Annotated in this window: 11 protein-coding genes; 4 read left to right on the plus strand and 7 right to left on the minus strand. The window is 60.0% G+C overall.

Annotated elements, in window-relative coordinates:
* Nucleotides 1–284: 284 nt before the first annotated feature.
* Together ACILSL_RS21775 and ACILSL_RS21780 are read right to left on the minus strand one after the other, a co-directional pair.
* Entirely contained in the window at nt 285–1,916 is a 1,632-nt protein-coding gene (locus tag ACILSL_RS21775) for a sodium:solute symporter (RefSeq protein WP_395734173.1), read from the minus strand.
* Between the two features lie 104 nt (nt 1,917–2,020).
* Nucleotides 2,021–2,344, minus strand: coding sequence for a hypothetical protein (locus tag ACILSL_RS21780; RefSeq protein WP_395734174.1), 324 nt, complete (start codon nt 2,342–2,344; stop codon nt 2,021–2,023).
* A gap of 201 nt (nt 2,345–2,545) precedes the next feature.
* On the opposite strand from ACILSL_RS21780, the gene ACILSL_RS21785 reads away from it, so the two are divergent.
* A complete protein-coding gene (locus ACILSL_RS21785; RefSeq protein WP_395734175.1) occupies nt 2,546–3,442 on the plus strand; it encodes a tetratricopeptide repeat protein in 897 nt (298 codons plus the stop codon).
* Between the two features lie 73 nt (nt 3,443–3,515).
* On the plus strand, nt 3,516–4,094 hold the full coding sequence (locus ACILSL_RS21790; protein ID WP_395734176.1) for a class I SAM-dependent methyltransferase: 579 nt from the start codon (nt 3,516–3,518) through the stop codon (nt 4,092–4,094).
* 6 nt (nt 4,095–4,100) lie between these two features.
* Here ACILSL_RS21790 and ACILSL_RS21795 read toward each other — a convergent pair whose 3' ends face one another.
* Entirely contained in the window at nt 4,101–5,525 is a 1,425-nt protein-coding gene (locus tag ACILSL_RS21795) for a sulfatase (protein WP_395734177.1), read from the minus strand.
* Nucleotides 5,526–5,608: 83 nt separating this feature from the next.
* Here ACILSL_RS21795 and ACILSL_RS21800 point away from each other — a divergent pair, with 83 nt between their 5' ends.
* Nucleotides 5,609–6,433 (plus strand): hypothetical protein, encoded by an 825-nt coding sequence (locus ACILSL_RS21800; RefSeq protein WP_395734178.1) that lies wholly within the window; start codon nt 5,609–5,611, stop codon nt 6,431–6,433.
* Here the strand turns inward: ACILSL_RS21800 and ACILSL_RS21805 are convergent, their stop codons facing one another.
* The gene (locus ACILSL_RS21805) at nt 6,434–7,690 is read right to left on the minus strand and encodes a serpin family protein (protein WP_395734179.1); all 1,257 of its coding nucleotides are present in this window, start codon (nt 7,688–7,690) and stop codon (nt 6,434–6,436) included.
* A 43-nt stretch (nt 7,691–7,733) separates the two neighbouring features.
* The gene (gene lysS, locus ACILSL_RS21810; RefSeq protein WP_395734180.1) at nt 7,734–9,200 is read right to left on the minus strand and encodes a lysine--tRNA ligase; all 1,467 of its coding nucleotides are present in this window, start codon (nt 9,198–9,200) and stop codon (nt 7,734–7,736) included.
* 281 nt (nt 9,201–9,481) lie between these two features.
* On the opposite strand from lysS, the gene ACILSL_RS21815 reads away from it, so the two are divergent.
* Nucleotides 9,482–10,303, plus strand: a complete 822-nt coding sequence (locus tag ACILSL_RS21815; RefSeq protein ID WP_395734181.1) for a hypothetical protein — start codon at nt 9,482–9,484, stop codon at nt 10,301–10,303.
* 302 nt (nt 10,304–10,605) lie between these two features.
* On the opposite strand, the gene ACILSL_RS21820 is transcribed toward ACILSL_RS21815, so the two are convergent.
* Both ACILSL_RS21820 and ACILSL_RS21825 read right to left on the minus strand, forming a co-directional pair.
* Entirely contained in the window at nt 10,606–11,511 is a 906-nt protein-coding gene (locus ACILSL_RS21820; RefSeq protein WP_395734182.1) for a PIG-L deacetylase family protein, read from the minus strand.
* Nucleotides 11,512–11,551: 40 nt separating this feature from the next.
* Nucleotides 11,552–13,039 carry an MFS transporter gene (locus ACILSL_RS21825; RefSeq protein ID WP_395734183.1) on the minus strand — a complete coding sequence of 496 codons (1,488 nt, stop codon included), beginning with the start codon at nt 13,037–13,039 and terminating at the stop codon, nt 11,552–11,554.
* Between the last annotated feature and the right edge of the window lie 11 nt (nt 13,040–13,050).

The following is a 13,050-nucleotide window of genomic DNA, read 5'->3' on the forward strand; positions in this document are numbered from 1 at the left end:
GGAGGCGGAGGAGGCGGAGGAGGCGGAGGAGGCGGAGTGGGTGATCTGATGCCGCGCTGCAGAGGGCTGCAAGGTGTTGGATGGCCTGCGGGTGGTGCAGACCCGGAAAGTGGGACGCGCACAACGCGTCCCTACCGGGCTTGGAGTTGAGCGGCAGGAAGGGGTGTTTAGGAGGTCAGCTTCGCACACGCTATGACAGGACAGGGGCCGAGCTGGGACTTGGCAAGTCCCGCTCCTTGGCTGTGGGCGGCTTTGACCCGAAGGGTTTTCAATAGATCGTGGTATCAGGTGCCTGCCTGGACGATTTTGGAGTGGCCGAGCTTGGCCTCGGGGGTCTTAAAGCACATGGCGATGGCAAAGGTCACGAGGGTGCCGAAGAGGATGCGCCAGGGGAACTCGATCTCGACCATCCAATTTGGGCGTGGGATGCCGCCCTGGATGCCGAGGGAGGCCATGAGCCCTTTGTCGAGGCCGCTGAGGTAGCCGACGACAATGAAGCCGGCGAGCATGGCGATGCCATTGCCGAAGTCGTTGCCACGGGTGTTGGTGAAGAGTCCGACCATGAAGACACCGAGGAGGGAGCCGTAGGTGTAGCCGAAGACGCCGAGAATGATGGGGATGATGCGCAGGGAGGGATTGTGCGCCTTTACCCAGGCGGTGCCGAGGGCGACGGAGATGAGGAGGATGGCAAAGAGAACGGTGCCAAAACGCAGAATGCGAACCTTGCCTTTTTCGGTGCTGGGTTCGCCAAACCAGCGGAAGTGGAAGTCGCGCACGTAGCTGGTGGCGAGGGAATTGAGCGCGGTGCTGAGCGAGCCCATGGCGGTGGCGAGGACGCCGGCGACGACGAGGCCGCGGAGGCCGGCGGGCATGGAGGTGAGGATGAAAAAGGGAAAGACCTGGCTGCTGTCGGGTGCGCCTTTGGCGTTTTTTGGCAGGAGGATTTCGGGGTGCTGCTGGTAGAAGACGAAGAGGAGGATGCCGATGCTGAGCACCATGAAATTGACGGGGATGTCTGCGATGCCGGAAAGGATGGTGGCGAATCCGCTCTGGCGTTTGTTTTTGGCGGTGAGCATGCGCTGCACCATGTCCTGATCCGTGCCATGGGTGGCGAGGGTGACGAAGGTGGAGCCGAGAAAGGCCGTCCACATGGTGTATTCGGTTTCGAGGATGCCTTTGACCCAGCCCCATGCACCCGGGTGAGCCGGATCTGGCCTGCCCCAGTCAATGAGGGCTGGTTTTAAAATGGCGGCGTTCAAGGCGGGCCAGCCTCCGGTGTGAGCGAGGAGATGCCAGAGGGCAAAGCCGAGGGCAGAGAAGAGGATGACGACCTGGATCACATCCGTCCAGATGACGGCACGGATGCCGCCGAGGGCGGTGTAGATGGAAGTGAGCACGGTGATGACGACCAGGGCGGCGGCATAGAGCCAGAACTCGTGCATGGGTGAGATGGCGGGATTGACAAACACCTTCCAGCCGAGGACGAGCAGAACGGTGGGCACCCAGAGACGGGAGCCGCTGGCCAGCAGACGGGTAACGAGGAAAACGGCGGAGGCGCGGCGGCGTGTCTTGGGGCCGAAACGGGCCTCAAGGAACTCATAGACGCTGACGACGCCATGGCGGTAGTAGGCGGGAATGAAAACGGCGCTGACCACTACGCGGGCGAGCAGGTAGCCCGCCATGAGCTGGATGTAGGTGTAGTTGCGCAGGGCGTAGCCTTCGCCAGGAGCGCCGAAGAATGTACCGGCGCTGATTTCGGCAGCGAGAATGGAGGCGAGCACGGCCCACCATGCGATCTGGCGATCGCCCAAGGTGAAACCTTCCATGCTGCCGCTTTTGCTGCGCTGCGACAGACCGATGCCGATGATCAGGGCGAAGTAACCGAGGATGACGATTGCGTCGAGGAGGTAAGGCATGGCGTGTGTGGTGCGAAGTCTCGCTGCAAAGCACCACACACGTCAAGAGAACAGCCTGCGGCTGTGGAAACTAACGATGGGCGGGGACACGCCCATGCTGCGGGTTATTTGGAGACGACGTTGGTCTCGAGCTTTGGCAAGGCGCGTACAATGACGCGTTCTTCGACCGAGGTGCCGCGTGGGGACACGATGGTGATTTCCTCATACACTTTGCCGATGTCCTTGTTGGTGAGGGGATGATGGATCAGCCTGCGTGTGGCGACGGTGGTGTCACCCAGAGCTTTCACTGTGACGTTTCCAGTCTGTGTGGGAGTGGCGGACCGGGCACTTGCAGCCCGGATTTCTGCGCGAGGAGCTGCGCATTGGGTCAGCAGGACCGTGGAAAGAGTGAGGGCGGAGAAACCGAGGGTGGTGAAGAGGGCTTTCATGGTTGGATGAGGATCTTAAGTTCAGCGCGAAGCTGAGGCGGGATTGGACGCGGCGGTGCGGAAGGCGTTCAAAGTTTGAGATGCCATCCTTTGCTCTGATTCTAGGGCAGGTGAGATAGTATGGTATTTAAGTGTTGCCTCCCGGAGGAGCGTTACGCATTGTCCCAAGCAGCAATGCCTAAAATGCGAATTCATTGGGTGATGTTTACCGCCGGCCAGCTTGCATGGGTCGGCGTGAAAGCGCAGCCAGCGCAGGCGGAGGTGTCGTTTGAAGCGGCACGGATTCAGGCACTGCATCAGCATTACCAAAGTGTTGCGGCGTTCTCTGCCCAAGGGCGGCTGGTGGAGGCCGAGGCGGAACTGCGGGTGATCGTGTACACCTGCAGGGAGGTGTTTGGCAAGGAGCATCCGGACACGCTGACAAGCCGGAGTGATCTGGCGGCCACACTGGCCGGGGAAGGCAAGTATGCCGAGGCAGAAAAAGAAAATCGTGCGGTGCTTGAGATCCGCCAGCGTGTGCTGGGCAAGGAGCACCCTGACACGCTGCTGAGCCGGAACAATCTGGCGATGACGCTGCAGGAACAGGGGCGGCATGCGGAAGCGGTGCGCGAATATCGTGCGGTGCTGGAGGTGCGGCAGCGTGTGCTGGGCGAAGAACATCTGGAAACGCTGGACAGCCGCAACAACCTGGCGACGGCGCTGAATGACATGGGCAGGCATGCGGAGGCCGAGAAGGAGCACCGGGCGGTGCTGGAACTGCGCGAAAGGCTGCTGGGAGCGAAGCATCCCAAGGCTCTGGCAAGCCGGAACAATCTGGCGGCGGTGCTGCAGGAGCAGGAGCGCCATGCCGAGGCGGAGCTGGAACACCGCAAGGTGCTGGCGCTACGCGAGAAGGTGCTGGGAGGGAAGCATGCCGATGTTTTCATGAGCTGTTTCAATCTGGCTTTGTGCCTTGAGGCGCAGGCCAAGCACAAGGATGCGCTGGTTTTCATGGAGCGCGCGCAGGAGGGCTTTAAAAAAGGCCTGGGTGAGCGCCATCCGTACACTCAAGCTGCAGAAGACTGCCAGAAGCGGATCGCGGCGGAGATCAAAAAATAATTTGTCTTTCCTGAAGGCATTCTGCTGCAAAAGCTCTCGCGCCATGGCAGGTACTCGTTAACATCGGCCCCCAATGTCAGCCGTCACCTTCGTCAAAGAACTGCGTCATAACTGGAAGACCATCGGTGCGGTGGCGCCCTCAAGCACGGCGCTGGCGGAGCGCATGATGGAGTCTGCCGGCGTTTGGAAATCCAAACGCATTCTTGAGCTTGGCCCAGGAACAGGTGCGTTTACCGGAGCCATTGCGGATGCGATGCCGCATGATGCGGACTATGTGGGGATCGAACTGATCGAGACTTTCGTGGAGCAGCTGCGGCCAAGATTTCCGAAGATGCGCTTTGAGTGCGCCGGTGCGCAGGAGTTTGATTTTTCGCAGGTGTTGCCTGCGGGGGAGAAGTTTGACACGATCGTGAGCGGGCTGCCCTGGACGGCGTTTCCGCGCGGGCTGCAGGAGGCCATTTTGAACAATGTGCTGCCGCATCTGGCGCCGGGGGGATGCTTTGCCACCTTTGCGTACTGGGGCTTTCACAAGCTGCCGGGCGGCCGGCAGTTTCGTGCGCTGCTGCATGAGATGACGCATGGCGTGGAAACCAGCCGCATCGTGTGGGGCAATGTGCCGCCGGCGTTTGTGTATCTGGCGCGGAAAAAGTGAGCGGGGTTACTCCGCTTTCTTCTTTTTGCCTTTGCCCTTTTTCTTGGGTGCTGCCGTGGTCTGCTGATCATTTTTCGTGGGCATGGGGGCTTTGATGGCTTCGCGCCAGGCGATCATTTTGGCGTGGAGTTCCCTGGTCTTTTCGGGATTTGCGGCGGCGAGGTTTTTCTGCTCGCCGATGTCGGCTTTGAGGTTGTAGAGCTCGAGGCGGCCGTCTTCGAAGAACTCCATGAGCTTCCAGTCACCTGCTTCGATGAGGCCGACTGGGGTGGTGCGCCAGGTGTTTTCGCCGGCGCCGAGGTAGCCGGGAAAGTGCTGGTAGATGGCGTCGCGTTTCAGATGGGCGGAGGCGTCACGGAAGAGGGGGACGAGGCTTTCGCCATCGAGGGGCTGATTGGCGGGTGGGGTGGCTTTGCCGATGTCGGCGAAGGTGGGATAGAGATCCACGTGGATGGTGGGTGCATCGCTGCTGGAGCCGGGCTGGGTGACGCCGGGCCAGCGGACGATGAAGGGGACGCGGGTGCCGCCTTCGTAGAGGCTGCCTTTGCCGCTGCGGAGCGGGGCGTTGTCGGTGATGTCGCCGCCTTTTTTGATGCCTTCGCGGGCGTAGCCGCCGACGCCGCCGTTGTCGCTGGCGAAAATGAGGACGGTGTTGTCGGCCAGTTTGAGTTCATCGAGAGCGGCCATGACGCGGCCTACGCTTTCGTCCACGCTGGCGATCATGGCGGCGTACACCGGGCTGTGATGACCGCCGACGGGGGGCTTGTCTTTGAAGCGGGCGGTGATTTCGTTCTTGGCGTCGTGCGGGGAATGGACACCGAAATGGGGCAGGTAGAGGAAGAAGGGGGCGTCTTTGTGGCGCTGGATGAAATCGACGGCTTTGTCGGTGAGGAAGTCGGCGAGGTATTCGCCTTTGGGGTATTCGACCGGTGGCTGGGTCTTGAAGTCGAAGTGCTTGCCCATGGAGACGATGGCTTCGTCAAAGCCGCGCTGTCCGGGATGGTAGGCGTCTTTTTCTCCGAGGTGCCATTTGCCGAACATGCCGGTGGCGTATCCTGCCTGCTTCATGGTTTGAGCGATGGTGATTTTATCCAGCGGGAGCTGTTGCGCGTTGTCCACCGGGCGGAGGGGGCGGGACTCCCATCCAAAGCGGTCGATGCCGCCGACGGTGTAAACGCCGGTGCGCGGGGCGTACTGGCCGCTCATGAGCGCGGCGCGGGTGGGCTGGCAGTTTTGGCAGTGGTGATGGCTGGTGAGCTTCATGCCCTGCTGCGCGAGTTTGTCGATGTTCGGCGTCTCGTAGTATTTGGAGCCGAAGCAGGCGACGTCGGTGTAGCCGAGGTCATCTGCGAGGATGAAGACGATGTTGGGCGCGCGATCGGCGGCGTGCAGGGAGAGGGTGAGAAGGAAGAGGCAGAGCAGATGCTTCATGGGCCCCTGAACGGCAGATGCCGCTGTGAGATTGCATGATTTCAGCATCGACAGCCGCAAACGAAGCCGCTTTGATCGGGCGCATGTCCCGGCTTTTCCTGATTCTTCCCTTTCTGAGCGTCGTTAGCTTTGCCGCTGATGTGGCGATCAAGCCTGGTGTGCGTTCGCCCATCACCTTCCAAGTCTCGCCGCAGGTCTCCGACAATGCGCAGATCAAGATGCGGATGCATGCAATTGAGACGCCGCCGCCCTATGACGTGAGCATGGAGAAGTTCGACATCATCGTGCCGAAGAAGTACAAGAAGGGGGATCCGCATGGACTCTTCATCTGGGTGAGCCCGAGCAACGCGCCGTCGATTTCTCCAGAGTGGGAGGCGGTGCTGGCAGAGAAGAAGCTGATTTTTGTGGGCGCGCACAATTCCGGGAACAACCGCGAGGTGTTTGCGCGGATGCGGATGGCGGTGGATGCGAACGACAACATGCGCGAGCTCTATGACATCGACGACAAGCGCGTGTATGTCTCCGGCTTCTCGGGCGGCGGGCGTGTGGCGAGCATGCTGGGCGTGACGTATGCGGAGATGTTCACCGGGACGATCGCCTTCATGGGGGCGAATTTTTACACAGACATTGTCACCCTGGACAAGAGTGAGGTCTTTGAAGCACGTTACATTCCGCATGAGGAAATCCTGGGGATCGCCAAGAACGACTGCCGCTATGTGCTGGTGACGGGCGAGAAGGATTTCAATTTGAAGGGCACCAGCGCGGTGTTTGAAAACGGCTTCAAGAAGGAGGGTTTCAAGGCGGTGGAGATGATCAATGTGCCCGGGCAGGGGCATCAGCCGCCGAAGGCGGAGTGGCTGAAGAAGGCGATTGAGTTTCTGGATGCGGGGAAGACGGTGAAGAAGTGATCAGCGCGGGTCGGTGACGCGGCCGAGGAAGAGGCAGGCGCCGCTATCTGCGTGCTGGATGGCGAAGATGAAGGGGCGGTCGGCTTTGAGGACGATGGGTTTGGGGCGCTCTGGCTCTATCGCGACTGCTCTAGGCATCATCACCACCGCCGTGGCTGCTGCTGCCTCAGTGCCTTGTTCGTCCAGTGCGAAGAAGGTTTTATGAAACACCTTGGAAATGAAGAGATATTCTTCAGCCCGCTTTGGTGCCATCGCGTCAAAATCTGCGCTGCCACGTGGCTCGTCGAAGGCGGTGGTCATGCCGAGCTTTTGAAGCATGTCACCGAGTTGAACTGTGGGTGGGGTGATTTTGAATTTGGGCATTTGCAAGATCACCTCCCGGTATTCGGCTTTGGTGCAGGCGTGCAGCAGTTCGGGCGTCAGTTTTGCTTCCACACCGGAGATGCCATCAATGGCGTCGGGAACGATCAGCAGGAAATGGAGCTGTTCTCCTACATACTGCCGGGTGATTGCCTGGAAGCCACGGCCTTTGTAGTAACGCATGTTCAGGTCCGAGTGCATTGTGGGCACATCCACCGTCTGCCTGCCGCCATCCACATGGAAAGGCTTTGGCGTGGTGGCGGACTCTGCAAAATCAGTTGACCACGCGGCTTTGAAATAGAGTGCGTTTACCAGCACGAGCCGGGTTTGCTTGTCCAAAGGCTCATTAATCAAATCGAGGATTTTCTTTTGGGTCTGTTTGGCCACCCAGTTGTTGATTTCACGCGTCGCTCCCTCAGGGTTCTTGAGGAAGTTCATGGGCTGGAATGGTGCACCAAAATGGTTCCTCACCCCTGAGAGAAACGGTTTGCGAAACTCATAAGCCTTCTGTCCAAAGAGGCGATTGGCCACGAGCAGTGTCAGGGGCTCACTTGGGCCGCCGTACTCTTTTAATTCAGCCACTCTTTTCAAAGAGGCTGCAACGGCTGCTTCCAGCGCCTGATTCAGCGCCGCGAAAGACTCTGCCTGGGACTGCTTGTCTTTTGAGAAATGCAGCACGCGGGCCATTTCCTCCTGGGTCACGCCACTGGCTCCCAGGTAGGTCATGGCGAGGGCGGACTGGATGGAATAGGGGGAGAGGCAGAGATTGCCCTCTTTGGGCATCTGGCGGTGGAGATCGATGCCGAAGGCGTTGATGGCCTGTGCTGCTTGATCGGGAGTGGCGGATTGCAGTGTCCCAGTGACCAAAAGCGACAAAAGAAAGGCGGTGATTTTCATCACCGCCAATCTGCGTGTCAGGACATCAAACTGCCAGACGAATTTAATCCCGGCGCTTGAGCTGGGGGAAGAGGATGACGTCGCGGATGCTTTCGGCGCCGGTGAGCATCATGATGAGGCGGTCGATGCCGATGCCGATGCCGCCGGCGGGGGGCATGCCATGCTCGAGGGCGAGGATGAACTCTTCGTCGATCTTCTGGGTCTCTTCGCCGGCCTGGTGCTCGAGGCGCTCGCGCTGAACGATGGGGTTGTTCAGCTCGGAGTAACCGGGGCTGATTTCCTGGCCGTTGATGATGAGCTCGTACACATCGACGATGGAGTCGTCCGAGGCGTTCTGCTTGGCGAGGGGGACGAGTTCTTTCGGGCAGTGGGTGACGTAGAGGGGATCGAACTGTTTGGCTTCGATGAGGCGCTCGAAGACGTGCTGGGTGACTTCGTAGTCTTCGAAGTTGGCTCCGATTTCGACGCCGAGTTCCTTGGCGCGGGCTTTGCGCTCTTCGGGGGTGTATTCATACCACTTGGGATCGACGCCTTTGAGGAGGTCGGTGTAGCGGGCGCGACGCCATGGGCGGGAGAGGTCGATGGATTTGGTGATGGTGCCTTCTTCGTCCTTGTGCTCGATCTTGAGACCGCCGCAGAAGTTTTCGGCGAGGTGGCAGATCATGCCTTCGACGAGGTCGGCCATCTTTTCGAAGTCGGCGTAGGCCCAGTAGGCTTCGAGCATGGTGAACTCGGGATTGTGACGGCGGCTGAGGCCTTCGTTGCGGAAGTTGCGGTTGAGCTCAAAAATCTGAGTGAAGCCGGCGACGAGCAGGCGCTTCAAATAGAGCTCTGGAGCGATGCGCAGGAACATCTGCTGGTTCAGCGCGTGGAAGAAGGTCTCGAAGGGCTTGGCTGCGGCACCGCCAGGGACGTCCTGCATCATGGGGGTTTCGACTTCGAGGAAGCCGCGTTCCTGCATGTAGCTGCGGATGGCGGCGACCATCTTGCTGCGGGTCACGAAGATCTCGCGGCTGCGGTCATTGGAAATGAGGTCGAGGTAGCGCTGACGGTACTTGATCTCCTTGTCGGTGACGCCGTGCCATTTGTCGGGCAGGGGGCGCAGGGCCTTGGACAGCGGGGTGAGCTTCTTGACGTGAATGGAATTTTCGCCGCGCTTGGTGACGAAGGTGAAACCCTCCACGCCGACGAAGTCGCCGATGTCGATGAGCTGATTGAACTGGATGTAGGCTTCGTCGCCGACATCGCCCTTGCTGAGGTAGCACTGCATGCGGCCGGTGATGTCGCCGATGTCAAAGAAGGTGGCCTTGCCCATTTCACGACGAGAGAGCACGCGGCCGGCGACGCTGACCTGAAGCTCTTCGAACTGGGACTTCATCTGCTCTTTCAGAGCGCCGGGCTGATGCGTGGTGTCAAAGCGACCGCCGAAAGGGTCCAGTCCGGCCTTCACCAGTCCGTCGAGCTTTTCGCGGCGAACTTTGAGCAGTTCACTTTCAGTTTGATGGAGCACACTATCAACGTAAGCATCAAACTTGGGGGTGGCCTGATGCTCGCCACTCATAATAGCATTGTATAGGGTATTAAAAGAAGAGCCAGAGTTGTTGGAAGACTCGGAAGGTTCGGGGGCGGGCGTCGGTTGCATGGTCGTACGGATGAGTGGGCCGTGTTCATAGCCGTTTCCGGGCGCATTGCCACTGCAAATGGTCCCGTCGGCCGGCGGAGCTTGGAATTTGCCAAATATGGGCGCGGACGCCATTGTCGGCCTCGATGAAGCTGTTTTTCACCTTTTTTATGCTCACATGGGGTTTTGCCGGTCTGTCCCAGGCCCAGCAAAAGGAATGGCCTGAGGTGGAGAAATTTGCCGCCTCGATCACGAACGTGCTGTGGGATCTGCGTGGCACGAATTCGCTCAAGCATCTGCGATACGATGGTGAGAGCATTTTTCCGGTGACGGGAAATGGCATGAATCAGAATCCTTACAAGGAGCATGCGTTTGTTGATGTGGGTGTGTTCCAGCTTGTGTTCAGCGACACCCGGGCTGCATGGTATTTTGTGAGTGATGACTTGAAGCTCATCACACCGGTCAACATCAGCGAGATGGTGGAGTTCAAGGCCGAAGCCGGGACGGTGATCAAGCCGGTGAAAAATTTTCCGCAGGACATTCAAAATGTCGTGTGGGTGGGCCGGAATCAGAAGGCCGAGCTCAAGCTGCGCTGGAACGGAAAGGAGCTCGAAGTGGGGGCGAAGCAGGATGCGTGGATCGTGCAGAAGGTGGATGCCGTGGTGGCGAACCGGCGTGTGCTGGAGGCGGGTGGCGAAGGGAACGTCGTGTTCTGGCTGGCTGTCTCTGAGGATGGCACGGAGGCCACGTGGCTGAAGGTGGAGGATGTCTTCGGAGGGCATGCCCGCGTGAATCCTGGCAAGGCAGCCCAGACTGCTGCGACCACCGGTCTGTCTCCTCAGCTCAATGATCTGGCCAACCACGCGGAGGACCTGATGAATGCGGGGGATAAGATGCGTGCCGCGACGCTGCTGCGAGAGCTGATGCGCAAAAACGCCGGCAAGCCAGAGGCGCTCAAAAAGCTGCAGGTGCGCTTCAATGCGATGAGGTGAGGCGAGGTGCGGACTAGCAATGCCCAAGAAATCTTCTGGGGAACCGCAGCGAGGAGGAGGCAGGCTGCCGCAGTTAGTGCGAAGGACGAACGCAGTGGCTCAAAGGCAAGGGCGAGCAGCTATCCCATAAGGCGAAGGGGAGGCCGTCCCCTCACCCCAGCCCTCTCCCCCAAGAACAACATTCGCAGTGTCGCGTGTCAGGGGCGGGGAGAGGGAGGACCGCTTTGGCCGCTCTGGGTTGGTCGGACACGAAGTTATTTTCAAATGCTGTATCCGCCAAACCGCATCAGAGATGCGAGGTCTTACTTCTGATCGTAAAAGGGGAAGAGCTGTTTGATTTCGGCGGGGCTGGGGCGGCGGCCGTATTCGCAGACTTCGAAGGTCTCGGCGTATTTCACGGCTTTGCCTTTTTCTTCGCCGTAGAGTTTGACCAGCAGGTCGCGATACTTCTCTGCCTCGTTGCTTTGGCGGGCGCCCCAGCGGCGTTTGAGCCAGGCGCGGCGGGCCACTTCATCCGTGGCGGGCGGGACGTCTTTTTCGACGTATTCGGCGGAGCCGCTGGCGCCGCCTTCGTAGGCCTGGGAGGTGAGCTCGTGGAGGCCGTCGAGTTTTTGCTCGAATGAGTCATCGACACTGACGGCGATGTCGGGGGTGAAGGGGTAGGGCTTCTGGAAGCCGTCGCTGGAGTATAGGAAGACGGGGTTCTTTTTCAGCGGGGGCACATCCGGGCAGATGAACGGGACGGTGACCATGAAGGCGGCGTCTTGAAGAAGGACGCCGACATAGCGGTGGTCGGGGTGGTAGTCCCAAGGACGGTGCGCGATGACGATGTCGGCCTTCCACTCGCGGATGACGCGGGTGATGAGCTTGCGGTTTTCGAGCGAGGGCATGAGCTCGCCATCGTGGATGTCGAGCACCTGGGAGGTGACGCCGAGTTTTTGGGCGCAGGCTTTGACTTCGGCGGCGCGGCGTAGGGCGAGAGGGCCGCCGGCTTCCTTCCAGTGGCCGATGTCGCCATTGGTGACGGACACCAATTTGACGTGATGACCCAGGCGTGCCCATTTGACGGCGGTGCCTGCGGTTTTGTATTCGGCGTCATCGGGATGGGCGCCGAAGACTACGATGCGGAGCTTGCCATCGTCCTTGTCCTCCGCGTGGAGGGTGAAGGCGGTGAGGCAGATGACGAGGGTGAGAAGAGAGCGAATCATGGCGGCAGGAGTACGCCGCCATGATCTGAACTCTCTCGGATCAATCCTCCTCGGCCTTCGGTTCCGGCAGCATGAAGCCGATGATGAAACTGAGAACGACGATGACGGTGGCGACGATGCCTGCGGCCTTGGCGACATGCATGGGGAGCATGGGGCCGGAGCCTGCGAGCATGGGTGCGACGAGATTGGTGGTGACGAAGGCCATGCTGGTGCCGATCATGCGTCCGCCGACATTGGTGGCGAAGCTGCCGCCGGTGCCGCGCAGATGCATCGGGAACACTTTGGGCAGGTATTCGCCGAAGTAGCTGAACTGAGCGACGGTGAGGAGTCCGCAGACGCCATAGGCCCAGAGGAAGGCGGTGCCGCCCTGCTCGAAGAAATAGAAGTAAGTCAGCGGGAGGATGATGAGGGCAGGGATCTGGAAGACCTTGAGCAGGGCGACGCGGCTGATGCCGACGATGAGGAGGATGGCGAGTGCGATTCGACCCACGAGGCCGCCCATCTCCTGGTAGAACTGCACGGTGTCGGCCATCTTTTTCACTTCATCATTGATGGGCTTTTGCTGGCCGAAGTTGGCCTTGATCTGAGCGACGAGGTCCTTGCGGGCGGGGTCGGTGGCAGGGAGTGCATTGAGCTGCTTGTTGAGGTCTTCGCCGGCCTTGCGGAGCGGAGCGAGGGCCTTGGACTGGGCCCTGAGTTCAGGCAGGCCGGGGGTGACACGTGCCACGGTGACCTGGAGTGCGCCGAAAGCGATGCCGTAGGCGCAGGCAGAGAGCGCGGCGGTCACGAGGGTGACGCGGCGAAGCTCTGGGGCAAAGAGAGCGGCGAAGCTGGGGCGCTTGAGGGTGCCTGCAGCTTTCTTGTCTTTCCAAACCTTGGACTCTGGCACGAAAGGCAGCAGCAGTGCGATCGGGATGGCGGGGAGGATGCCCGTCATGAGGAGGTAGCGCCAGGTGGAGGGATCGTTTGATCCGAGACCGGCGGGGAGGCCGATGTGAGGGAGATCGACGCCATGCTTGTTGATCCAGACGCTGACGAGGGTGACGAACACACCGCCGAGGGAGGCGAAGGCCTGGGTGATGCCCATCCATTTTTCCTTCTGCTTTTTGTCTGAGAAGACCTCTGCGAGCCAGGTGATGGCGGCCACGAACTCGACGCAGACGCCAATGAAGGTGGTGCTGCGGAAGAAGACGAACATGCCGAGCGAGGTGGAGTAGGCCGCGCAGAAGGGGGAGAAGGAGTAGAGGAAGATGCTCAGGGCCATGATCTTCTTGCGGCCGAATTGATCGACCAGCCAGCCACCGAGCAGACCAAAGACGCCGCCGCAGAGGGCTGCGATCCAGAGTAGATTGCCCACCCAGCTGGTGACGATGGGGTTGTTCATCGGGAGCTTGAGCAGTTCGGCGATGGCCGGGGCCGCCACGAGGGGCGTCATCAGCAGCTCATAGGTGTCGAACAAGAAGCCGATGCTGGCGATGATGATGATGAGCCAGTGAGTGGTGGTGATTTTGGGTGCGGGAGAGGACATGGCGTGGCGAT

Origin of the sequence: Prosthecobacter sp., assembly GCF_044222345.1 — a bacterium.
In the GTDB taxonomy this organism is placed as follows: Bacteria; Verrucomicrobiota; Verrucomicrobiia; order Verrucomicrobiales; family Verrucomicrobiaceae; genus Prosthecobacter.